The sequence below is a fragment of the Nodosilinea sp. LEGE 06152 genome (genome assembly GCF_015207525.1).
GTDB lineage: Bacteria > Cyanobacteriota > Cyanobacteriia > Phormidesmidales > Phormidesmidaceae > Nodosilinea.
The window spans coordinates 67,913-89,890 of record NZ_JADEWR010000006.1 but is presented as its reverse complement, the minus strand read 5'-3'; the positions used below and the strand labels follow the sequence as shown (position 1 = coordinate 89,890).

General features: G+C 58.2%; 21 protein-coding genes. 9 read left to right on the top strand and 12 right to left on the bottom strand.

Annotated features, from left to right (window positions below; translation table 11 throughout):
* Nucleotides 1-109 precede the first annotated feature (109 nt).
* Complete coding sequence (locus IQ265_RS10820; protein WP_228037789.1) at nt 110-823, top strand: DUF456 family protein; 714 nt, start codon at nt 110-112, stop codon at nt 821-823.
* A gap of 94 nt (nt 824-917) precedes the next feature.
* Here IQ265_RS10820 and IQ265_RS10815 read toward each other — a convergent pair whose 3' ends face one another.
* A complete protein-coding gene (locus IQ265_RS10815) occupies nt 918-1,325 on the bottom strand; it encodes a 4a-hydroxytetrahydrobiopterin dehydratase (protein ID WP_347404945.1) in 408 nt (135 codons plus the stop codon).
* Nucleotides 1,326-1,965: 640 nt separating this feature from the next.
* Between IQ265_RS10815 and IQ265_RS10810 the strand changes: the two genes are divergently transcribed.
* Nucleotides 1,966-4,800 (top strand): caspase family protein, encoded by a 2,835-nt coding sequence (locus tag IQ265_RS10810; RefSeq protein ID WP_194053279.1) that lies wholly within the window; start codon nt 1,966-1,968, stop codon nt 4,798-4,800.
* A gap of 116 nt (nt 4,801-4,916) precedes the next feature.
* Nucleotides 4,917-7,679 (top strand): SMC family ATPase, encoded by a 2,763-nt coding sequence (locus IQ265_RS10805; protein WP_194053270.1) that lies wholly within the window; start codon nt 4,917-4,919, stop codon nt 7,677-7,679.
* Between the two features lie 376 nt (nt 7,680-8,055).
* On the opposite strand, the gene IQ265_RS10800 is transcribed toward IQ265_RS10805, so the two are convergent.
* Nucleotides 8,056-8,280 (bottom strand): hypothetical protein, encoded by a 225-nt coding sequence (locus IQ265_RS10800; protein WP_194053268.1) that lies wholly within the window; start codon nt 8,278-8,280, stop codon nt 8,056-8,058.
* Nucleotides 8,281-8,656: 376 nt separating this feature from the next.
* Here IQ265_RS10800 and IQ265_RS10795 point away from each other — a divergent pair, with 376 nt between their 5' ends.
* The gene (locus IQ265_RS10795; RefSeq protein ID WP_347404944.1) at nt 8,657-9,277 is read left to right on the top strand and encodes a pentapeptide repeat-containing protein; all 621 of its coding nucleotides are present in this window, start codon (nt 8,657-8,659) and stop codon (nt 9,275-9,277) included.
* Nucleotides 9,278-9,347: 70 nt separating this feature from the next.
* Here the strand turns inward: IQ265_RS10795 and IQ265_RS10790 are convergent, their stop codons facing one another.
* A complete protein-coding gene (locus IQ265_RS10790; protein ID WP_228037788.1) occupies nt 9,348-10,214 on the bottom strand; it encodes an MlaE family lipid ABC transporter permease subunit in 867 nt (288 codons plus the stop codon).
* 624 nt (nt 10,215-10,838) lie between these two features.
* Here IQ265_RS10790 and IQ265_RS10785 point away from each other — a divergent pair.
* The 5 genes from IQ265_RS10785 to IQ265_RS10765 all read left to right on the top strand — a co-directional run bounded on the left by IQ265_RS10785 (nt 10,839) and on the right by IQ265_RS10765 (nt 16,613).
* Nucleotides 10,839-11,858, top strand: coding sequence for a hypothetical protein (locus IQ265_RS10785; RefSeq protein ID WP_194053266.1), 1,020 nt, complete (start codon nt 10,839-10,841; stop codon nt 11,856-11,858).
* Between the two features lie 54 nt (nt 11,859-11,912).
* A complete protein-coding gene (locus IQ265_RS10780) occupies nt 11,913-12,326 on the top strand; it encodes a hypothetical protein (RefSeq protein ID WP_228037787.1) in 414 nt (137 codons plus the stop codon).
* A gap of 58 nt (nt 12,327-12,384) precedes the next feature.
* Nucleotides 12,385-12,888 carry a hypothetical protein gene (locus IQ265_RS10775; RefSeq protein ID WP_228037786.1) on the top strand — a complete coding sequence of 168 codons (504 nt, stop codon included), beginning with the start codon at nt 12,385-12,387 and terminating at the stop codon, nt 12,886-12,888.
* A 92-nt stretch (nt 12,889-12,980) separates the two neighbouring features.
* Nucleotides 12,981-15,131, top strand: coding sequence for a hypothetical protein (locus IQ265_RS10770; RefSeq protein WP_194053264.1), 2,151 nt, complete (start codon nt 12,981-12,983; stop codon nt 15,129-15,131).
* 351 nt (nt 15,132-15,482) lie between these two features.
* Entirely contained in the window at nt 15,483-16,613 is a 1,131-nt protein-coding gene (locus IQ265_RS10765) for a hypothetical protein (RefSeq protein ID WP_194053262.1), read from the top strand.
* Nucleotides 16,614-16,933: 320 nt separating this feature from the next.
* Here the strand turns inward: IQ265_RS10765 and IQ265_RS10760 are convergent, their stop codons facing one another.
* The 9 genes from IQ265_RS10760 to IQ265_RS29475 all read right to left on the bottom strand — a co-directional run bounded on the left by IQ265_RS10760 (nt 16,934) and on the right by IQ265_RS29475 (nt 21,963).
* Nucleotides 16,934-17,428 carry a PAM68 family protein gene (locus IQ265_RS10760; RefSeq protein ID WP_194053260.1) on the bottom strand — a complete coding sequence of 165 codons (495 nt, stop codon included), beginning with the start codon at nt 17,426-17,428 and terminating at the stop codon, nt 16,934-16,936.
* A 52-nt stretch (nt 17,429-17,480) separates the two neighbouring features.
* Nucleotides 17,481-17,750, bottom strand: coding sequence for a 30S ribosomal protein S15 (gene rpsO, locus IQ265_RS10755; RefSeq protein ID WP_035987838.1), 270 nt, complete (start codon nt 17,748-17,750; stop codon nt 17,481-17,483).
* A 171-nt stretch (nt 17,751-17,921) separates the two neighbouring features.
* Nucleotides 17,922-18,548, bottom strand: a complete 627-nt coding sequence (gene ruvA / locus IQ265_RS10750) for a Holliday junction branch migration protein RuvA (RefSeq protein WP_194053258.1) — start codon at nt 18,546-18,548, stop codon at nt 17,922-17,924.
* On the bottom strand, nt 18,545-19,378 hold the full coding sequence (locus IQ265_RS10745) for a hypothetical protein (RefSeq protein WP_228037785.1): 834 nt from the start codon (nt 19,376-19,378) through the stop codon (nt 18,545-18,547). Before IQ265_RS10745 ends, ruvA begins: the two co-directional genes overlap by 4 nt.
* The gene (gene coaD / locus IQ265_RS10740; protein ID WP_194053256.1) at nt 19,279-19,839 is read right to left on the bottom strand and encodes a pantetheine-phosphate adenylyltransferase; all 561 of its coding nucleotides are present in this window, start codon (nt 19,837-19,839) and stop codon (nt 19,279-19,281) included. The genes IQ265_RS10745 and coaD overlap by 100 nt, the downstream gene beginning before the upstream one ends.
* 153 nt (nt 19,840-19,992) lie before the next feature.
* Nucleotides 19,993-20,508: a GNAT family N-acetyltransferase gene (locus IQ265_RS10735; protein WP_194053254.1), complete on the bottom strand. Its 516-nt coding sequence runs from the start codon at nt 20,506-20,508 to the stop codon at nt 19,993-19,995.
* Nucleotides 20,509-20,532: 24 nt separating this feature from the next.
* Nucleotides 20,533-21,123: a tRNA-(ms[2]io[6]A)-hydroxylase gene (locus IQ265_RS10730; protein ID WP_194053252.1), complete on the bottom strand. Its 591-nt coding sequence runs from the start codon at nt 21,121-21,123 to the stop codon at nt 20,533-20,535.
* Nucleotides 21,124-21,239: 116 nt separating this feature from the next.
* The gene (gene aroQ / locus IQ265_RS10725) at nt 21,240-21,701 is read right to left on the bottom strand and encodes a type II 3-dehydroquinate dehydratase (protein ID WP_194053250.1); all 462 of its coding nucleotides are present in this window, start codon (nt 21,699-21,701) and stop codon (nt 21,240-21,242) included.
* Between the two features lie 130 nt (nt 21,702-21,831).
* Nucleotides 21,832-21,963 carry a hypothetical protein gene (locus tag IQ265_RS29475; protein WP_017298990.1) on the bottom strand — a complete coding sequence of 44 codons (132 nt, stop codon included), beginning with the start codon at nt 21,961-21,963 and terminating at the stop codon, nt 21,832-21,834.
* Between the last annotated feature and the right edge of the window lie 15 nt (nt 21,964-21,978).

Sequence of the window (21,978 nt, the reverse complement as noted above, 5' to 3'; positions counted from 1 at the left end):
GTTTGGCCATAGATTGGCTATGATCCGCTTTAGACTAATATCACTCCCTGCCATCTTGCCCAAGGCCTTGGCCCAGGGTAACAGCATGTACTTCCCAGGATTTTTTCGCATGACTGCCTTCTCGGCGTTTGCCCCCGCCCTACCCCACGGCCTTGCCCAAAGTTACCAGCAGGTAAGTCAGTGGGTAGCTAGTCTCACTGCCGCCGTGAGCAGCTCCCTGGTGACGATCGCCCACAGTTTGGCCAGCCTGCCCGCCCAGGTGCCCACGGCCATTGATGCTCCAGCGGTCTGGCATCTGGCCGTCTACTGGCTGCTGGTGCTGGTCATGGCGGTGGGCGTGGTTGGGGCCGTTGTACCCGCCCTGCCCGGCATTACGCTAATTGTGGGGGCCATTGTGGTGTGGGGGCTGGTGGCAGGGTTTGTCGGGCTCAAGTGGGCTTTGGGGGTGGCGATCGCAGCCCTCGTCCTTAGCATTGCCATCGACTACCTGGCCGGGGTGCTGGGGGCGCAGCGAGTTGGGGCCAGCAACTGGGGCCAAATCGGCGCTTTTATCGGCATGTTTTTGGGTCTGTTTGGTCTGCTTCCCCTCTTGCCGACAGGCATTCCACTACTTGGACTGCTGGTCGGTACCGTATTGGGAGCGTTTGTTGGCGAATTTTTGCACCGCCGCGAGCTTAAGCTGCTTCAGCGCGTTAAGCAGTCGGCCAAAGTAGGCCTGGCGATTGTGGTGGGCACGCTGGTGGGCAACATTTTGCAGGGGGTACTCGCCCTAATTAGCCTGATCGTCTTTTTGGTCACCACCTGGCCCGGCAACTGGGCCTGAGCCATTAGCTCCTCAGCGGCCTGAGGCCCGCCAGCAGCGCCATTTCCAATAGTGCCAGCGGCAATCTACATCCCCTGATTAGGAGGTGGCTAAGTCATAGGGCTGACGGTGGGGAAGGAGGTTGACATTGCCCATCCTGCAGAGCAGTGATTTCGCGGGCCAGGGCAAAATCTAGGTCGGTTATGCCACCAGCATCGTGGGTAGTCAGGCTCAGGGTTAGGCGATTGTAGGCGATCGCCACCTCAGGATGATGCCCCAGCCGGTCAGCCGGTTCGACCAGGCGCTCCACAAAGGCAACCGCAGCGGCAAAGTCGGCGAACTGACACACCGTTACCAAGCGATCGCCTGCCCTCGACCACCCCAGGGGCACGGATAGCGGCACAGCGGCTAAAGCCAGGTTCCCCACCAGCACAGAGCCTACCAGTGCTCCTATTCTCAAGCCAAAACGGCAACGCTGAGCAATGCTGCCGCTAACTGGGCGTCGCTTTGCGCTCGAAACCACAGGCTACCTCCCCAACCCGGAGCTAAATGTGGAGCCAGGTTCACCTATATCAAACTATCTGTAGCGCAGTTATGTCAAAAATCGCGGCTTACTGCCACCGGAAAGGGCGATCGCTCCACCGCAAAACCAGCTCTTTTTAGAACAGTTGGTTAGCCTTTATCCTGACCAATACGCGGGTAACCACTGGATAGTCAGACAAACATTAAGGACAATTTGCTGGCTTGGGCCAGATTGCGGAGGTACAGAATTACTTCCGTAATACCACTGTTTTCTGCCCTTATTTAGCCGTTCTTCTCTAAAACAAAGCTGTATTTCTGCGGCTTTCTCGGTTGCGATCGCAGGTTCACCGACCTCAGCTTCGAATGAGCGCGTGATTATACGGATATATTTCAATTTAAATAAATGGTTTTTTAGAGTCTCTTTTACTTAGGGGTCAAACCCCTCTTAAAAGATTTTTGGCACTTCGCTAAACTTAACTCACTAAGGTGTAAGCGCTCGGTTCGAGGGGTTGTCTATCGCAATTTCTCGCTACCTAGCCACCAAAAACCCTGCTTAAATAACGACTATTTTTGCGATGTCTTCACTGCAATTAGTCCACCAGCTAGGTTTTACAAAACGCCAACTCAGGGTGTGAGGAAAAATGTCACGGGATGCGCTTGTTGTCGGAATTAATACTTATCACCACCTGCCTGAACTTCAGGCTCCGGCCCAGGATGCCGAGTCGGTAGCGCGATGTTTAGAAAGCTTTGGAGAATGCCGCGTAACGCGGCTTCCAGAGGCCATTATTCACCAAAAGCCCGCGGTGAGTCAGCGCAGTATGGTGACTACTTCTGTACTGGAAGAAGCCCTAATTAAACTGTTTAAACCCGCCGGCAAAACCATTCCCCAAACCGCTATATTCTACTATTCTGGCCACGGTCTTCAGCGTCAGGCGGGCATTCAGGAAGGCTATTTGGCTACCAGCGACGCCAACCCAGAAGCTGGGCACTACGGGCTGTCGCTGCACTGGCTGCGACGGCTGCTGCAAGAGAGCCCCGTGCGTCAGCGGGTTATTTTGCTCGACTGCTGCAACAGCGGCGAGTTTTTTAACATGCTAGAGGCCGACCCTGGTGCCAGGGCAGGCACCGATCGCCTGTTTATGGCAGCCGCCCGAGAGTATGAGGCCGCCTACGAAGCGCTGGGCAGCAACCACAGCGTCTTCACTCAGGCGCTGCTGTCTGGGCTCAACCCGTACAAAGTCAAGGGCGGCATTGTCAATGGCCACTCCCTCACCGATGTGGTCAATCGCGAGCTTAAGGGTGAGCTGCAGCAGCCCTTGTTTGAAAGCTCTGGCAGCGAAATTGTGCTAACTCGCCTGGCGGGTCTCAGCGCCCCCGCTCGAGAGACTCAGCCGCCGCTGCTAGAGCGCCTGCAAAAGCTGCGCTATGGGTTTTGCCCGTTCCCGGGGGCGGCTCCCTTTGAGTCGGCCCACAGCGATCTCTTTTTTGGCCGCGACGACATTGGGCAAACCCTGCTCAACCGGGTGCGGTCGTCACGGCTGTGCGTGTTGATGGGGGCTTCGGGGGTAGGCAAAACCTCGCTGCTGCAGGCCGGGCTCATGCCCCAGCTGTCCCGCTGTGCCGACGAAACAGCTTGGGACGTGCGCTACACGGCCCTCAAGGCTTCACCCCTGGCCAGTCTGGCAGAACTGTTTGTAGATCCTGAGGTGACGGGTCTGCGGCGGGCCGAGCAGTTGCGCCGAGCCGAGTCGTTTTTGCAGCAGGGGGCAGCCGGGTTTGGCCAGCTAGTGCAGGCCGTGGTGAGCGAGCGTGGCCCTGGTCACCAGCTGGTGCTGGTGCTCGACCAGTTTGAGGTTCTGCTTACCCCTGGTGCCTGCTCAGATCGCGATCGCCGCCTGATCATCGACGGCTTGACTGCCGCCATCGAGCAGGAGCACCTGCCTCTGCACCTGGTGCTGGGGCTGCAGTCCCACCGTTTGGCAGACCTGGCCGATGTGCCGACGTTTCAAGCCCTCGTTGCGGCCCACCGCCTGACGGTGCCGACAATGACCTACAACCAGCTCAAGGCAACCATTGTTGGCCCTCTAGAGAAAACCGGGCTGCGCTACGACGCCAACCTTGTGTACACCCTACTGCTCGACATGGTCAGCGCCCCCGCCGACCTGGCGCTGCTGCAAATAATTTTGAAGGAACTGTGGCTGCGGCGCGAGCATACCCCCAACGACTCAGAGCCGCCCCGCCTAACCCTCGCCGCCTACGTGGAAATGGGCGGCGTTCGCCAACTGCTCAACCAGCGGGCCGATAGCCTCTACCAAAGTCTGTCGGCCGCTGAGCAAGCGATCGCCCAGCGCGTTTTTTTGAGCCTCTGTGACCCGGGCGATGGCGCTGCCGCCACCCGCCGTTCGGTATCGCTAAGCGAGCTTGTTACCGCCGCTATGCCCGAAGCCGCCGTGGTGGCCACCCTAGAAAAGCTGCTGGCGGCTCGCCTCGTGGTGGCCCAAGACCACAAGGTAGAGGGGCTGGGCGCTGAACAGGCGGCGATCGCCGTACCGGGCTGGTCGCCGTCTAGCTCGCTGCCCGCCGAACCATCCTCGCTTTCATGGCCCGTGAATTCCCCGTCATCGCTGGCACCAGCAGCCAGCGATAATGGGCCAAATGGCTTAGCTGCCCCTAACGATGCCTGCTTTGACATTGCCCACGAGGCGCTGATCCGCAATTGGCCACTGCTGCAGCAGTGGTTGCAGAGCCTTGGGCCGATAGTGCGCCAGCAGCGGGCGATTGAAGCGGCGGCTCAGGAGTGGCACCACCAGCGGCAGCCCAACCATCCCGACTATTTTTTGCCTGAAACTCGTCTTGGCGAGGCCAAGGGCTTTAGGCAGGCGCACGGTGAGCAGCTCTCGGTGCTGGCCCACGGCTACCTAGAGGCCTGCGATCGCTACGCTAAGCGCTGCTGCCGTCAGCGCCATCTGGTGCGTCTGCTCATTCCCCTCAGTATGGCCACAGGCATGCTGACAGCCTACGCCCACAGCTACATGACCCAGCCGGGGGCCGAGCTAGTCCTGGCTAAAGCGCCTCCCTCTGCTATCAGCGACGTCAGGCCGTCGTTTACCCTGGCCGCGCCGTCTCCAGAAAAAGAAGACACCCCCGCCCTCGGGTCGCCCCAGGCAGGCATAGTGCGCACCGACGTGCTGGCTCTTGCCTCAACGCTATCGAGCCCGCCGCCCCAGGCGCAGCTTCAGGCTGCTCCCCAGCTTCAGGCCACCCTAAAACGATCTGCTAACGGGTTGGTAAACAGCAGCCCCACCTCAAACGCCGCTCCGGCTCAAGCCGCTAACCTGCCCTCGGCTAATCAGGTGGTTCAACTGGAGGCGTGGTGGGTTTCTCCCCACGACCCATCGGTGGTAATTCAAATTTGGTGTACCAGTGGTGCGACCGAGCCGGTATGCTTTACCTCCACCGCCGCCCATCACCAATAGCATGCCAATCTCTTTGCACCAAAGCGAACCGTAGCCCTGAACCGTTGCTCTGGCCCCAGCCCTGAGAAAGAAAGCTATCCTAGTCTTCGTGGCTCAAGCAAGCGATGGAACGGGGTATGCAAATTTTGTCGGTGGCGCTGCAAAACTTTAAGACCCACCGCGATCGCTACTTCGAGTTTCAGCCCGGTACCAACGCCATCTGCGGCGAAAATGGGGCTGGCAAAACCAGCATTTTAGAGGCGATCGCCTGGGTGCTCTTCAACTACCAGGGCGACTACGCAAAAGAAGACCTGATTCGCAACGGCAGCGGCAGCGCGCAGGTAACGGTTGCCTTTACCTCTAACTACGACAGCCGTACCTACCAGGTGCAGCGCTGCACCCAGCGGGGCTACGCCCTGTTTGACCCTCAGCTGAACGAGCGCCTGCCCTACACCCGCATCAAAGACGAGGTGTTGCCCTGGCTGCGCCAGCACCTTGGGGTAGGGCCTACTGCTAACTTGCCCCAGCTCTTTGCCCGCACTCTGGGAGTGCCTCAGGGTACTTTTACCGCCGATTTTTTGCAGCCCGCCGAGCACCGCAAAGCCGTATTCGATGCCATTCTCAAGGTCGAAGACTACAAGCTGGCCTTCAAGCAAATGAACGCCCTGCGCCGCTATGCCGAAGACCAGGTCGAGGCGACTAAGGCCGAAATTGCTCAGTACGAGGACGCTCTAGCCGCCTGGGATGACTTGCACCAGCGGCAGCAGACCCTCCAGCAGGACATGACCACCAACAAACAGCGGCTAGAAACGCTGAGCGCCACTTTAAAAACACTGCAAACGCAGCGGGATAGCCTCAAGGCCCAGGCCCAGCAGGTTCAAACCCTGGTCAACCAGCGCCAGGGGCTATTGCACCAGCAAGAGGCCAAGCAGGCCAGCCTGGTTCGGTTGCAGCAGTCGATGCAGCAGGCTGAGCAAGCGATCGCCCTATGTCAGGCCCATCGAGCCGCCTACGAGGGTTACCAAACTGTCGAGCAGACCCTACAGGCGCTGGCTCAGGAGCAGCGGCAGCGGCAGAGTCTGCAGACCGAGTGCCAAACGCTGCAAAAGACCCAGGCCCAAAAACAGGTGGAGCTGGCCCGTTGGCAAGCTCAGCTTGAGTCGTTTGCGGCTACCGAGCGAGAGTTGGCCCTGCTACAGCCCCAAATTGCGGTGCAGGCCGAGCTAGAAGCCCGTCGCCAGGGGCTTCAGCAGCAGCTAGAGCAGCAGCAGCGGTGGCAGTTGCAGCGCCAGCAGCTACAGACCCAGTATGACCAACTCAGCCAGCAGCTCACGCAAGCCGGGCAAACTCGCGATCGCCTGACCACACTGCAGCCCGAAGTAGAGGCGATCGCCCCGCTTGAAGATCAGCGCGATCGCCTGCAGCAGCAGCTAAGCCGAATGGCCGCAGCTCGCCAGTTTGAGGCCGAAATTAGCGCCCTGGTTGCCGCCAGCCAGCGCCAGGGCCAAACCCAGCAGGCCGAGATCAAGGCTGTGCTTAACGATTTAGCGATTCTGGCCCACAGCCTGCCGTTGCTCTCAGGCGAAACCCTAGAGCGATTAGAGCAGGCGTTGCAGGGTACTGCAGCCCTGCACGACTCTCTGGTAACAGCGCTGGAGGTCATTCTGCGCGACCTGGCCGACCAAACCGACGAAACCGCCCTCAAAACATCGCTTAAAACGGTAGAAACCGATCTCAAGCAGCGCTACGGTTGGCAGGCCGAATTAGCTCAGCTGGGCAGCATTCAAAGTCAGATTGAGCACATTCAGCGATCGCAGGCAGACCTGTTGCACCAGCAAGATGCCCTCACTCAGCAGTTAGCCGACCAGGCTACCGTAGACGCTGACCTGGCTGCCATAGACAGTGACCTCAGTGCCCTGGGTCGCCCCCGTGAAAAAAGCCAAATTTTAGAGCGTACGCTGCAAGACAAAGCCCGAGTAGAACAGGCTCATGCCGCTCAATCCCTGGCCCTAGAAGACCTCAACCAGCGCATGCAAACGCTGAGCGCCCAGCTGGAGGGCTTTGCGGACCTCGACCAGCGCTTAAGTCAGGCGCAGAGCGATCGCGCCCAATACCAGACCGGCTACAGCATCTACCTACAAAACCAGCAGCTGGCTAATCAGCATCCCGAGCTCAAAGCCGAGCTAGCCGCCGCCGAGGCCGACTTATCTCAGGTACAGCAGCAGCAGGCCGAGCTAGAGAACACTTACCAAACCGCCCTGGCCAGCTTCAATCCTGAAGCAGCAGCCACCCTCGAAACCACCTACAGCACCGTAAAATCGGAAGCCGATCAGCTCGCGGGCAGCCTGCCCCAGCAGCAGCAGCGTTTAGCCGACCTCAACCAACAGATTGCCGCCCTGCAAGCCCTGGCCCAGCGACGCGACACGGCCAAGCGGCAGCTGCAGAGCCGAGAAAAGGCCAAACGATTTATTACTTTTGCCCGCAAGGCCTACAACGAAGCAGGCCCCCGCATCACCGAGCAGTACGTGCGCAGCGTTTCTCAGCAGGCCGACAGGTTGTTTCGCGACTTGCTCAACCGCCCCAACGTAGCGCTAGAGTGGAGCCGCGACTACGAAATTTTGGTGCAAGATGGCCCCAACCAGCGGCGCTTTGTCAACCTGTCGGGGGGAGAACAGATGTGCGCAGCCCTGGCGGTGCGGTTGGCGCTGCTCAAGGTGCTAGCCGACGTCGATATTGCCTTTTTTGACGAGCCTACAACCAATATGGATCGCCCCCGTCGGCAGGGGCTGGCAGAGGCGATTGGTCGCATCAAAACCTTTCAGCAGCTGTTTGTCATTAGTCATGACGACACCTTTGAGCAGGTGACCGAGAACGTAATTGTAGTAGAGCGCGAAGCCTAGGGCGTGTCATCAATTGTGGCCAAAAGCCGGATATATGGCCAAAAGCCGAATATATCAAGCCTTGCCACGTCCGACCCCAAAAACAGGCTAGGGGCTGTAAACCTTGGATTTTGGGCGTTTAGCAGCTAATTGATGACAGCCTCCAGGGCGCGTCCATCAATTCTCAGGACAATCTTTACCTCAACAGCGTTGCCACGCCTCATTCAAACAACAGGCTAGGAACTGCACCCGCTGATTCTGAGACCATCGGCAGCTGTGGATGACAGCCCCTAGAACAAGAAACCGCTCCCGTATGGGGAGCGGTTGAGAGAAGGAGCCTACAGGGGAAACCTAAAAATTGCTTCTAGCAACTGTGCTGACGTTGCGAGCAAGCAGCCTACAGAGAGTTGCTGGTAAAAGCATCGCCACTGTAAGCGGGGACGCGATCGACAAAATCAGCAGACTGCCCGGTGATCGACTGAGCCAGTTGGTCAAAGGACTCGGAGCGCCAGTTGCGCTCGTGGATGGGTTTGGTCTGCTCGCCACGAAAATAGGCCTGAGTACCAATCAGAGCGGCGGCAACCCAGCCGATAACGAAGAGAGAGATCAATAGAGTGGTCATGAGTAAACCTCCAATTTAAGGTGGTATCGGCCGCAGAACGTGCTGCCAACGAAAGCCTTACCTACATGCTCGGGGCGATGCAACTAGCCTTCTTCATGTAAACCAATGTAAACCAATTGTAACAAAATGTCAAATTTGATTGCGCCGTCCTGGTCGAAGTGATAGGCACAGCCCTTGGATAGCGCTAAAGCGGCATTACCGGCGGCTGAAGCACTCAAAATGTACTAAGCCATTTGTTGCAAAAGACACAAATGTTGAACGTTTGCCCATAGCAATGGCCCCTAAAACCCCTACGATCAAAAGTAAGGAATGTGCGCCAATCCCTCTGTTGGCAAAGGGTTTGAAAGCTCGGGGGTGAGCGCATTTGTGAACTACTGTGCCAGAGCGATCGCAGAGCAGCGATCGCTGCTTCTACCCCTCTCCATCCAAACAGTCCATGCCCACCCCCAGCCGTTATTCCCTCGACCTACTGCATCAAAGCTATAGCCGCGGCCAGATCCAGTTTCAGCATCTTGACCTGCGCAACCTTTCCCTAGAGGGTATCAAGATGCCCTTCGTGGAGTTTATCGACTGTAATCTTCAGGGCCAAAACCTAGCGGGGGCGTTCATGCCCGGTGGGGTGTTTTCCCGCAGCTGTCTACGTAAAAGCAAGCTTAACTGGGCCAACCTAATCGGCACCGACTTTTTTCTGGCCGACTTATCTGGGGCTCAGCTCAATCGCGCTATGCTTGCCGGTGCCAAGCTGGTAGGCGTCAATCTGCAGGGCGCTAGCCTCAAAGAAGCAGTGCTAACCGGCAGCGACCTGCGTGGAGCCAACTTAAAAGGGGCCAACCTGCGCGGGGCAAATCTCAGTAATGCCAACCTCCAGGGAGCCGACCTGCGCGGGGCAGACCTGGCCGGGGCCGACCTCGGCGAAGCATTGCTGGTGGGCACCCTCATGCCCGATGCCACCTATATTGACTACGGCACTGAGCTGCTGCCAGCCGGGTCAGAGTAGCTTTAAAGTAGCCCAGGAGGAGTGCAAATCATTTAGCGTTCTGCAATTCAGGCGTTGCCTAAAAGGCAACTCAGTGCAGCGCTACCCCCGCGCCACCAAACAGCACCAGCGACAGAAAGAAATCGACAATGAATAGCCCCACCCAGGTATTGACCACAGCCGAGGTAGCGGCTCGCCCTACCGAACGGCTGCAGGTTGTGGTCAACCCCCAGGTGCAGCCCGCGAGCGCCACAATTGCCCCAAACAGCACCGACTTGATCAAAACGGCAATCAGGTCGTTGAGCACCATCAGCGATCGCACCGAGTCGAGAAACTGGTGCATAGGCATCTCATAAAAGAAGAACGCTACCCCGGCCCCACCGACAATACCCAACACCAGCCCCAGCACTGTGAGCACCGGCAGCATAATGCAGCAGGCAACAACTCGCGGCACTACCAGGTAGTCTACGGGGTCAGTGCGCAACACCTTGAGGGCATCGATTTGGTCGGTCACTTTCATGCAGCCAATTTCGGCAGCGTAGGCCGTACCCACCTGTCCAGCCATGATAGCGGCGGTAAGAATGGGCGCTAGCTCACGGCAAAAGGCCATTGCAAAGGCTCCGCCTAGGGCATGAATAGCGCCAAACCGTTCCAGTTCGCGAGCGGTTTGAATGGTAAAAATCATGCCGGCAAAGACGTTGGTTAGCAGCACCGGGGTTAAGGTTAGCGGCCCGGCGGCGACCATTTGCTCAAGGGTGCGCTGGCGATTTACGCCATACCGCAGCACACGCATTAGCACCTGCCCGCCCAAAAAGCAGGCCATCACGATGTGGTAAGGGCAAGATTTTTGCCCCACTGCCTGGGGAGCTTTGGGAACAAGCTGAGGGCCATAGCTGGGGCGAACGGGCACCGGAAGCGGAAGGGAAAGCCGCATGGCTTTGTGGTAGGCCTTAACCATGGCAATTACTCATGAAGGAAGTCAGGCAGATGCGGTCAGCAAGCGTAGTGTGCCCTGCTCCTACTTCAGCTGAGCGCAGGGCAGAGAATCTACACGAAGCCACGCGGGTGAAATTGTTTTTCTACAGAGGCACCACTCAACTAGGCCGGGCCAGAGAACTTACATCGTGCCGCCACCAGAGTGCATCACGAATCACTGCTGGTTAAAGGTGCTCACAAGTGCTTCTGGAACTATCGCTACAGGGCTGACACCAACTTACAGAGTCTTTTAAGGGTTCTCGTTTTTCTGCGGATAGTTTTCACATTGTGGCTTTGGCTAGTCTTTCCCTGGTCAGTAGCATCAAAGCTCTGCTACCACGTGACAAGCAAGTTCAGCAGGTTAGCGACCACACCTGCCAGGATCAATTTTCAGCACTTAGACCAAAGCTTGGGAAAACACCACAGAAGTGGCATCCTGCTAAATTGGTACATTTTTAGTACATACTGGGCGTAGTCGTGATACACTTGTACCACTTACTCAGGCAATTCCTCTATCAACGCCTGGGGTCGGGCTCTAGGCCTAGGGTTTTAGAGCTTTTAGCAACGCTTTACAGTCATGTTTGCTCTTCTATAGGGGTACGGCACGGTGGATTTACAGAGCATTCAAACCAAACTTATTCACAGGGTCAATGCCCTGGGTCAAGACGAGGCCAGTGTACAGGTTGATTGGGCCGGGGGGCCGTCCCCGGTCGAGCCTCACTCTGGCCCGCTAGGGGGAACGAGGCCCAAAGCAGACGTTGCGACGGCCATCAACACGCTGCAGCGGCGGGCCGCGCCGGGGGGAGGCGACGGGAATGTCTCTCTGCCTGAATCCGCCGTGCTGGTCAGCAGTTACATTCAGCAGCTCAACAGCATTGCCGCCAAAATCAATCAAATTTCAACGGAGCAGGAGCGGGCGATCGCAGAGATGCAGCTCATTCAGACCAATCTGGCCCAGGTATACCCTGCCGTTAACCCCCAGGGCCAGCCGATCGAGCCCCCTTACCTCGATGCGCAACGGGCTGTGATTGCGGCAGCGGAGGTCGATAGCTGGGGCAACGTTGTGCTGGCGTACCGCACCGTTACCCCCAATTTAGCCGCGCCAGCGCCAGCGCGCTCCGTGGCGGGCCATCAAGCCCATCAGCTCGCGCACCAGCTGCGCAGTAGCTATGGTCCTTCTTCTCCGCCGCTGCGAGGAGTCTGGAATTCTTTGGTGAGCGATGTAGAGGCTTTGGGCCACGAGCCTGCTCAGCTCCTAGCTCGGCTAGGTCGTACGGTGTGGGGTGTGGCGCTCGATGTGGCTCAGCGAGTGAAGCCCAGACCGACGCGACATCGGACCACCCAACGCACCTCTGGCCAGCCGCTAGGGGTCTTTGATCAGGGTCGAGGCGCATCGCTGTCGCTGGTAGACAGCATGCTGTGGTTTGGCGGTGGAGTGATCGGACGGCTGGCTCTAAATTTGCTGATTGGGGCTTTTCCAGCCCTGTGGTCGCTGGCCGTAGCCGCCATCACCGCCATGACCGCCTACGCACTGTACCGCGCGACCCTAGCTCCCAAACTGGCCTTTGGGCCAGCGCTACGGGTGGCTTTGCTGGTGGTGGGGCTAATCGTAGGTGGCCAACTCTAGGGCGATTCACCCAGGGCAATACCTTTCTTTTTTGAGGTTTTAAGGAGGCAGGTTATGGTTTCGATGCATCAGTCTGGGGGCGGCGTGACCCTGGCTACCGCTAAGCCGTTTATTGCTGGTGGGCTTATGCTGGCCATTGGCCTACTGGCGATTGATGGTCAGGGATTGGGGCGCTGGTTAACAGCAGCCCGTCCCCAAACCGCTCCGGGGTGCGAAAAAATTGTGCAAAGCAATTCTCAGCTCAGTCGTGAGCAGCTAGCCCAGCTTTTGGTGGTGCCCGAGCGCGACCCCAAAGAAAACGTGCGCAAGATTGTGGCTGAGCCTTACTGCAGCCTGCCTCAGCTGCAGGTGCGCTCAGGGGTGGTTTCGGAGCGAGAGGCCTATCCAATGGCCTGGGACCCGTCCGTTCAGCTCGTTATTCTGTATGAAAATGACGAATACGCTGGCTATCGCTTTCGGTTTCAATAGTGGGTTGGCGGTAGTGAGCAGCTTTGGTCTGGAGCGATGGTTTCGGCACCCTCTCGTTTTGCAGTTTCCCTGGGGCTTGCCCGGGGCGCTGGGGCGACTGGTATTTAGCCTGGGTCTGGGTCTGCTAATGGCCGGTTTGACCAGCTGCGGCAGCCTGGCCCCGGTGGTACCCCGACAGATTGTGCTGAAGCAATCGTGGGAAATTGAGTCGGGCGATCGCGTGGCCGGGCAGCTGGTGACGGGCAGCCTGGGCGACATATCGGTGCGGCTGCGGGGCACTCGGCTGCGGGCTCCCTTTGCCGGGCAGGTTGAGCTAGCTGCCAAAGGGTTTCACTGCATCTATTTCTCAACGCCCGAGGTGCCCGCCTACCTGTTTCGCTACTGCGGGGTCAGACAACCCAGACTCGGATTGGTTCAGGCCGGGGAGGTGATGGGGCGGGGGCAGCAGATTCACTTTGCTACCCTGCGTCGCCAGCCCGATGGGGCCTGGGCGATTGTCGAACCCTCCGATCGCGTTCTAGAACAATCCCTCAACCAGCCGCCGCCTGCCCTCCGTTTTTAGCGGCCCAAAAGCTTTGTTTTGTGACCTGCAACAGGCGATCGCACGATTTAGCCTTCCTTCTTAAATCCCCTACTGCACTCCGTCTTTGCCCCATGAAGCTCCACCCTAACCTGCTAGCGGCCAGCTCTCTGCTGGCAATCTTAAGCCCCTCGGCGGTGCGTGCCAGCGACGGCATTCTCAGCTTTGAGCTCTCGCCGCCCCAGTGGACTGAAGCGGCTCCCGCTACCGAGGCCGTAGCCATTGCCCCTGCCCCCGACTCGGTCGACCAGCCTTTGCCCATACCCGCTCGCGCGGCTAATCCGCCCATGCGCTACCACTCACCTCAGCAGCTGCCGGCTGGGGTTTATCGGCGTGGGGTAGCGGCTGCCCTCAATGAAAGCTCTGCCACAGCCCTGCTGCCCCCTGCGCCACCCCTGCCAGCGGGTGCAGTCATGGTTGCCGCTGTCCCGGTCGAGCCCAAACCCGCCCCCGCAGCAGAGGCAAAAGCCGCGCCTGAACAAGTGGCGCTAGATTTTGAGATGGCCCCCTCAGCAGCGGTCGTGGCGATGGCTGAAGCTAAGGCTGCAGCGCAACTAGCAGCCTCTCAACCGCCAGCCAATCCGCTGCTGAGCCTGTTTGAGGGCAACTCCGACTCATTAGTTGCGCGGGCTGTGGGCAGCGCAGAGGGCACTCGCACCCCCAACGGAGCCATCAACCCCGCCTATTTTGGCCATACTGACCCCGGCAACCGGGTGTGGAACATGGGCACATTTTCGTACCAGCACGGTGCGAAAACCCCTGAAGAAGCCGACCAAAAACAGCTGGCTCGCCTCCAGAATCAGGGCGATCTGCTGCGTCAGCGGGCGCTTCAGCACGGCCTTAACCTGACTCTAGAAGAAACGCTGAATGGCCTCGATCTGGCCAACCAGTCGCCGCTGGCCGCGATTGGCCGAGTTGGCTACATCGAGCGCCTGGCCGAGGCAAAAGCTAACGGCCTTGAGGGTTCTGAGGCTATTTTGGTCGCCCGCACCCGCTCCTACATCAACCCCAACACCGGATGGTGGAATGCACCGGGTTTAGGCAATACCGAGGCCAGCATTCGCCGAGATCAGCAGCGCCGGGCCAATGCCGTGGCACAGGCGATCGCGGCCTACGAGGGCCAAAATCCACAGCTTCAGGCCAAAACCTGGACGCTGGCCCCCAGCCCCGAGCCTGCCCCTGAGGCCCTAGTCGCCCTGGGCGATACCCAGGCAGAACCCGTCGATGATTTTCTCCAGATGTGGACTTCACCTAGCGACCCAGTAGCCCAGGCAGAGCCAGCGGTCGATTCAGCCCTGCTGAGCCAAGCGCCTCAGGTAGATTCTCAGGGCGAGGATGAGCCGGGCTTGGTCACATCCGGTGTTGCCACAGGCGATCGCGTTTTGGCCACCCTGTGGCAGTTCACGGTAGACAAGGTATCTAGCCTAGGCAACGACGCCAAGAGCGAGGCTGAACCCCAGGCCGCACCTCTGGCTGAGGTGTTGCTCGATCGCAACAGCAGCGAGGCTGAGACTCAAGTGACTGCTCCGGAGGCCGAGGCAATAGCTGTCGAGGCCGCTGAAGCAGCGGGGGCTTCAGCACCAGCACCAGAAACGCCTGCTGCTGAAACACCTGCCGAACCTGCTCCACCAGCGGTCGCTGAAGGTACAGCTCAGGGTGACGCCCCTGCAATCGCGTCTCCTACCTGGAGCCAAGCGAGGGAGGGCAGCCAGAGCAGCCCAGCCGCCGAAGCTGAGGCTGCCGCCACGACTGGAGCTTTCCCGCACAGCACCGTCTACGCTCCCCTGGCACCCTCTGCTGAACCGCTAGCCGCCGAATCGGTCCCAGCAGACATAGCTCAGGCTGAATCTTTCAGCGCAGCACCCGAAGCTATGCCCCTTCCTTCAACAGCGGAGCCCGAACCCGAAGCCATTCCTGCTGCCACTGCCGAACCTCTGGCCCCTGAGGGAGGTAGCGCTCATACCCCCCTGGCAGAATTGCCAACCCCAGAAACGGCTGAATTGGCTGAGCAAGCCCCGGCCGCTGATGGTGAAGATGTGCTGGAATTTGCCAAAGTTGACGTAGACAAACCTGACGTCGCCGAAGATCTCTCTGCTGAGGCATCACCATCCGGCATCAGCCCAACCACTCCAGGCGAAACTGTCTCTGAGACTGGCGCAACTTCAGCCGTAGACCAAGCCCTGGTGGCTGAGCCAGAGACGCCGGTACCGGGTCAAGCGCCGTAAACTGCGCCGGCCATCGTAACAGAGCGACGGTGACGGGCTAATCCTGTACCGTCGCTCTGTTACGATGGCCAGTAACTTCGGGTGCGCTCAAGCCCAGATTTGCCATAATTCGGCTTTTCAACTTTCGGCTATCCTTGTGGTGATTGCTAAACAGCCCTTAGGATTGCAGGATTAACAGCTAAAGCTGTAGTTCCAATGGCTCGTTTTACGAATCTTGTACCCTTCCTATTTGTACCCTTTTTAATTGAGCCCCAGGCCGTATAAAGATTAGGGGGTTGTTCTTAAGAATGTGCTGCTATGCCTTCAACGACGCCTAGCATAAAAGAATCCTGATCGTTAATTGCTAGGCCCATGCCGAAGCCCGACACCACTGCGCTGCCCAACGACCTCTCCGCCCTGGATCTAACCAGCGGTAGTGAGGCTGTTGATAGCCGTCTTAACGCGGCTCAAATGCTGTCTCTTATCGACAGTATTTTGCCCTTTGAAGCCTGTTTGTACCACGAAATTATTCCTCTCTCTGTAGAGTCGAGCTGCCTGCACCTCGGCATGGTGGACCCCGCTGACAATACCGCCATTGAATACGCTCGCAAGCAGGTTTCATTTATTCACTGCTCGGTGGTGTCGTGGCCCGTTTCCTCTGACTGGCAGCGCAAAATGCTCTCTAAGTATTTGAGCTATGCAGCCCGTACCAAACCTCGCCCCCAGGCTGCGGCCAGTCAGCCATCCCCCCAAAGCTCCCCGTCTAGCGATGAGCTACTAACCTTTATCGTCGATAGCCCTGACGACCTTCAAAGCGATCGCCCCGCTGAGCCAGTCCCCCCTAGCGCTACAGCCTCCACCMCCCCAGAGGCTCAACCCCTGAGTCTCACCCTCGACTCTGCTCTTGGCCAGATTCCCCCCCATCAGCTCCATCGTCTCTCGCCGCCCCAGCTCACCCAGGCGCTGCTCAACCAGGTGCTTACCGAAGGCATTGGCCGACTTTATCTAGAGCGCCGCCCTACCCAGGGTCGCGTACTCTGGAGCAAAGACGGCGTGGTGCAGGCGGCCCTTAGCGATCTGAGTGCCGAGCAAATTCAAAGCGTTATCAACGAACTCAAGCGGCTTACCCATCTGCCCCTGCTGCCGACCAGTCAGCCCAAACAGGCCGACATTGAACGCCTCTACAAGGGCGATCGCGTGCTGCTACGCCTGCGGCTCATGGCGGGTACCCACGGTGAAGAGGCCACTCTCCAGGTGCTGCGGGGTGCAGCCCTGAAGTTCTACGAGCAACAGCAGATTCGCCAGCTGGGGGAAGAGGCCCTAGATGTCGCCCACACCCTACAGAAGCGGATTAGCGCCATTCGCCATCGGGCTCAGCAAACCCTTAGCATCGAAGCGCCTTCAGCTCGCACCCTCGATGACCTAATGCAAATGCTCAAAACTATGGAAGCGCAGATTGAGCAGATTATTGAATCGTCTCACCCCTCAGACACCAAAAACTGACCTGACACTAAACCCTAGCTGCCTGCCTCGGCAGTTCAGGGCAAACGGTCGTTTGCCCCTACGGAGTGCCTGTTTTAACCAAGGGTTTTTGGACTCGGCGTTGCTCTGAGAATGTCCGTTTCCACCGACTTCGCTCAGGGAACGACATGGCTGCTGTTATCGTTAGGGGTGCCGCGCCAGCGGCATGGGCGATTGGCTATAAGTAGAGTGCTCCAACACTGCAAACAAGACAGTGCGGCGACCAAAAGCTTGCCAAAAACTGCTTGCTAGCGTTCCAGATCTTGCCTGCCAAGCTCTGCCGCAGCCAGGCGCTACTAGAGCTAGCGTTCTGACTTAGCGCCCCAGGCGCTGGTCACGCGGCCAAAATTGACCCTAAACTCGTCTAGCCCTAGGCGGCTGCCAGGGCGACCTTCATCCCACGAGGCCGAAAGCACACCGTAGGTAAGGCCAATCACCCCTAAGCCAAAGCAGCCCAGGGTAACCAACAGCACAAAATAAGACGGCAACACTACAACCTGATTGACGACCAGGTAATAGCTGACCACAAACGTCAGCACACCCGATGCCGTAGGAACGCCAGAGAAAACCAGCATACGGCGCAGCATGCGATCGCTGACCTCTGCTGGAATAGCCGCTGACGCGCCAGCGGCCTTTTGAGCAGAGGCTGTTTTTTTGCCAGAGGCGGGCTGCTGAACCGCTTTTTTGCCAGGGGCAGGAGCTGATTTAGCTGCTTTCTTAGACTCTTTAGCAGTCTTATCAGCACCCTTGCCAGCGGGCTCAAACGGCAGCCGCTTGCGGGAAGACTCCGGGGCCATAGGGCTACACCATCACAACAAGCAACACCGTAACCTAGCTAAACTCGCTGGCTTAGCCGCGAATGCCCAGCTTTTGAATTAGCGCCCGGTAGCGCTCAGAGTCTTGCTTTTGCAGGTAGGCCATGAGGCGCTTGCGGTGGCCAATCATTTTGAGCAGGCCACGGCGCGATGAATAGTCTTTTTTGTTCTTTTGCAGGTGAGCACTGAGCTGATTGATGCGATCGGTGAGCATGGCAATCTGCACGTCGGCAGAGCCAGTATCGGTGTCGTGCACCTGATAGTCGGAGATAAGTTCCTGCTTGCGCGCTTGCAACAGAGTCATGGGACAGACAGCTTCTCTAGAAGGATTATTTTGACCAGGATTTTTCACTATAGCACAGGGGTTGCCGCACCTATCCGGTCTGCCCTGAAGAAAGGTGCAAGCCAGAAACGGCTGGCAGAGTAAGCCCGGCCAGTTGTCAGCAACCAGGGCGTAGCACCGCGCCCCTGGCCATCACTGGCTCAACCACGCGATCGCCTCGCGCACCCAACTTTCCGGATCCGCTGACTTTTGCAGGGTTGAGTTCTGACCCACCGCCTGGAGCGCCTTGAGAATTTCGCTCTGGCTGTAGCCCAGCGCCGTGAGGGTGATTTCTACCTCTTCGTAGAGGGTTGGAACTGGCCCAGCACCGGGCACCAGCCCCACCCCCGACTGGGTTTGCCAGTCTTGCAGCTTGGTTTTCAACTCCAGCACCAGGCGCTCTGCGGTTTTGGTACCCACCCCCGGAGTTCGCGACAGCAGCCGCGTGTTGCCACTGACGACCGCCTGGGTCAGTTCGGCTTCGCCCAGGGTATCGAGCAGGGCTAGGGCCATCTGCGGGCCAATGCCGCTGACGCTGATCAGCAGCCTAAACAGGTCGCGTTCCTGGCGCTGGCCAAAGCCAAACAGAACGGCCTGATCTTCGCGAAAGTAGAGGTGGCTAAAGAGTTGCACCACCTCGCCCAAGGAAGGCAGAAAAGCTAGCTGTCGAGCCGGCACCTGCAGATCGTAGCCGACCTGGTTGACGTCGAGGGTGACAATGATTTTGTGGTTGCCAGGTTTTTGAACATCGGCCAGCACCCCTTTGAGGTAGCTGATCATGGGTCGGCAGCAGGCCTTTTGGTGGGGCGGGGGCGATTGGTCATGCGATCGCCTCCGGCCTCGGAGCGTACCTCTGGGGCGGCTGTACTGGGCGGCCCTCCCTTACTACCTTTGGGTCGTTGGGTCGAGGGAGAGACCGTCGTTTCTGGAGCGGGTTGAAGGTGGCTGCGACCGTTTTGGATGATGCGCAGCATCTGGGAAAGCTGTTGTTCTACGTTAGAGAGCACTTGATCGGCATAGACATCGGCCTCCTGCTGAATCATGTCTTGCTCAGCCAGGGCCTTCTGCCGCAAGGACTCCCATTCTCGCTGGGCCTGAATCTGCATTTGCTCAATGTCGCCCATCACCTGGGTGCGCAGGCCGTCGCAGTCTTGCTGAGCCTGGGTTTTGATTTGCTGAGCCATCTGCTCGGCCTGACGCACAATGCCCAGTTCATCTAGCATTTGAGCCGCCTGCTGCTCTGCTGCGGCAATCAGCTCTTGAGCATAGCTTTCAGCTTCGGCTAGTAGAGCGTTGCGCTGCTGCAAAACCTGAACCGCCTGGCGAAAGGCTGGGGGCAGATTAAGGCGAATAGCATCGAGTTGGTCTAGCAGCTGGTCTTCATCGACCAGGGTTCGACCGCTGAAGGGCACTCGGGGGCTGGCTAGAATAATTTCTTCTAGCTTGTTGAGGTCTTGCTGAATGTCAATATCGCCAGGGCTAGGCAAGGCCGACCCCGCCTCTGCCGCCTCTACAGACAATCCATTGGTTTGGGCACCGATGGACTGGGTACTGCGGGGTTGACCATTGCGGGGCTGGGCATTGAGGCGGGSKSGGTCTGGGCGTAGCATTGGTAAATGTCTCGCGCTACATGGTGGGGAACAAGGTGGTCGATGGGGCCGCCAAAGCGAGCAATTTCTTTGACCAGGCTGCTGCTGAGAAAGCCATACTCCGTGGAGGTTGAGAGAAAAAGGGTTTCGATGTCGTCAGCCAGGGTTTTATTAGTATGCGCCATTTGCAGCTCTTTTTCGAAATCGGAGAGCACCCGCAACCCCCGCAGTAGTACCTGGGCCTGGCGCTGGCGGGCGTAGGTAATGGTGAGGCCGTCGTAGTGATCGATATCGACGTTGCTGAGGTGACCTACCGAACGCTCAATTTGATCGATGCGCTCAGCGGTAGAAAACATAGGTACTTTGTTAGGATTGCTAGACACCAGCACAATTACCCGTTCAAACAATCGACTGCCACGGGTGATGATGTCGACATGGCCCAAAGTGATGGGGTCAAAACTGCCGGGGTAGATGGCAATCAAAACGGCCTTGCCCAGTAGGAATGTGGCGATTATAGCTAAATTCTGCCGGGTTAGGGCTCAGGGCCAGGAACGTCAGACTAAGGGCATAACGCTGTCGGGCTTAGACGTGGGCTGACTGGTCTAAACGGCTATGGCTTTGGAGCCTCGCTGGCTTCAACTGTGATTAGGCTTAGGTTGGGCCAGGCTTTTGCGGTAGACGCGATCGCACCTAGCGGTCTCCACGCCGCTGGCTGCCTGGTAGCCGTTCGCTTCGTATAGCCCCACGGCTTCTTTCAGCACCGAGGCGGTTTCGAGCCAAATCTCCTCAAAGCCGCGCTGCTGAATGACCAATTCCATTGTGCTCAGCAGGTAGCGCCCCAGCCCCTGCCCCCGCGCCTGGGGCAGCAGATACATTTTGCGCAGCTCTACAGCGCTTTGGCCTCGGCTGGTGGGTCGATAGCCCGCTGTCCCAACGAGCACCCCATCAACTTCTACAACCCAAAACTCGCCGCCGGTTTCCCAATAGCAGGCTTCGACATCTCGGGCATCGCGATCGCTGTCGGCTGGCTCGCAGGTGAGGCTATATTCGGTCAGCACTTGAGCAATCAAGTCCAGGGCAGCCGCGCGATCGCCGGGCTGCCAGCTGCGAATTAAGTAGGGACCAAAGGTGCTGCGGTGTTCGATGGGCATCAGAAGGCGTGAGCGGTAAGGGCGCTAGCTGTGAATGCGGGGCTGGGAGTGTAGAGTCGATAAAATTTTGCTCTCTGCGACGGCCAGGGTTTGTAGCCGGGCTTCAACCTCAGCGGGCGGAAACCGACCCGTGGCCAGCACCCAGTAAACGCCATAGTGACGGGCTTCCGAGGCCATCAGGCTGCGGTAAAAATGAGCTAGCTCTGGATCGGGGCAGTGCTGGCCCAATAGCCCTAGCCGCTCATGGCTGCGGGCCTCGATCAGGGCCGAGACCAGCAGCACATCGAGCTGGCGGCGGGGTTCGACCGGGCGCACCTGCTGATGCAGAGCAGCCCCGTAGGGTGGCGGCGGCAGCGGCCCAAAGGCAACGCTACGGCGTTCAAGCCACTGATTGACCTGGGCGAAGTGGGCCAGTTCTTCTTGAGCGATCGCGGTTAGGGCCTTAACCAGCTCAGCATCCGACGGGTATCGATTGATCAAGCTCATCGCCACCCCCGCCGCCTTGCGCTCGCACTGGGCGTGATCCAGCAAAATGACGTCAAGATTAGCTAGCGCCTGCTCAACCCAGTCCTGAGACGTGGGCACCTGAAGGAATTTGATTGTGGCGGTGGCCATACAAATTTTGGAAAGTCTGGAAAAAGTTTGCGCAGGTTCAAGTCTAAACTACCAGCCGCTTGCCCACCCAAAACCCACTCATCATCCACCCATCTACCCMSSCASTYWWRACACCCCTAAGTATCCCCCAACCCCTGCTGCAGGCTCTTGAGGTACTGCACCAGCCCGTGCAAGCCGAGGCGATAGCTGTCGGGACCGAAACCGCAAATCTGGCCCACGGCCACAGCAGCAATATAGGAGTGGTGGCGAAAGGATTCGCGCTTGTGAATGTTGCTGAGGTGTACCTCGACGGTGGGTAGACCAACAGCGGCGATCGCATCTCGAATAGCGACGCTGGTATGGGTATAGGCACCAGGGTTGATTAAAATTCCATCCTGCTGGCCGTAGCAGGCCTGAACGCAATCCACCAAGGCACCTTCGCTGTTGGATTGAAAAAACCGTAAGGCTGCCCCAATTTGCCCCGATTGCTGAACCAGCATCGCCTCAATTGTGGCTAGCGTTTGGCTACCGTAGATACCAGGCTCTCGCAAGCCCAGCATGTTCAAATTGGGGCCGTGGATAACTTGAACCCTAAACAATGGCCTAATTCCCTATAACGCCAGTCTTGCCGACGTCTTAAAGCATTGCTCAAACCAGCGACATTTCTTGCAACCGATCTGAATCTCAGCGGAGTAACCGCCTACCAAATATTAAGCTTTAGAGAGTGACCTAGCGGCGGGGCTCATCCACAGGAATAGGGATCAGCTCAGGCTCGACCTGGGATTCAGGACCAAATAGAGCCTCAATGACCCTATCGACCCACTCGCGCAGTTTTTCGAGAGCCTCTTCGATGTAATCCATTAGGATAAAACTCCT

What these genes read in the sequence shown, in the direction of transcription:
- ruvA (WP_194053258.1), bottom strand. Translation starts at nt 18,548, where the DNA reads ATGATCAGCTACCTCAAAGGGGTGCTGGCCGATGTTCAAAAACCTGGC.
- IQ265_RS10820 (WP_228037789.1), top strand. Translation starts at nt 110, where the DNA reads ATGACTGCCTTCTCGGCGTTTGCCCCCGCCCTACCCCACGGCCTTGCC.
- IQ265_RS10780 (WP_228037787.1), top strand. Translation starts at nt 11,913, where the DNA reads ATGGTTTCGATGCATCAGTCTGGGGGCGGCGTGACCCTGGCTACCGCT.
- IQ265_RS10810 (WP_194053279.1), top strand. Translation starts at nt 1,966, where the DNA reads ATGTCACGGGATGCGCTTGTTGTCGGAATTAATACTTATCACCACCTG.
- IQ265_RS29475 (WP_017298990.1), bottom strand. Translation starts at nt 21,963, where the DNA reads ATGGATTACATCGAAGAGGCTCTCGAAAAACTGCGCGAGTGGGTCGAT.
- IQ265_RS10800 (WP_194053268.1), bottom strand. Translation starts at nt 8,280, where the DNA reads ATGACCACTCTATTGATCTCTCTCTTCGTTATCGGCTGGGTTGCCGCC.
- IQ265_RS10805 (WP_194053270.1), top strand. Translation starts at nt 4,917, where the DNA reads ATGCAAATTTTGTCGGTGGCGCTGCAAAACTTTAAGACCCACCGCGAT.
- IQ265_RS10790 (WP_228037788.1), bottom strand. Translation starts at nt 10,214, where the DNA reads ATGGTTAAGGCCTACCACAAAGCCATGCGGCTTTCCCTTCCGCTTCCG.
- IQ265_RS10770 (WP_194053264.1), top strand. Translation starts at nt 12,981, where the DNA reads ATGAAGCTCCACCCTAACCTGCTAGCGGCCAGCTCTCTGCTGGCAATC.
- IQ265_RS10730 (WP_194053252.1), bottom strand. Translation starts at nt 21,123, where the DNA reads ATGGCCACCGCCACAATCAAATTCCTTCAGGTGCCCACGTCTCAGGAC.
- rpsO (WP_035987838.1), bottom strand. Translation starts at nt 17,750, where the DNA reads ATGACTCTGTTGCAAGCGCGCAAGCAGGAACTTATCTCCGACTATCAG.
- IQ265_RS10760 (WP_194053260.1), bottom strand. Translation starts at nt 17,428, where the DNA reads ATGGCCCCGGAGTCTTCCCGCAAGCGGCTGCCGTTTGAGCCCGCTGGC.
- IQ265_RS10735 (WP_194053254.1), bottom strand. Translation starts at nt 20,508, where the DNA reads ATGCCCATCGAACACCGCAGCACCTTTGGTCCCTACTTAATTCGCAGC.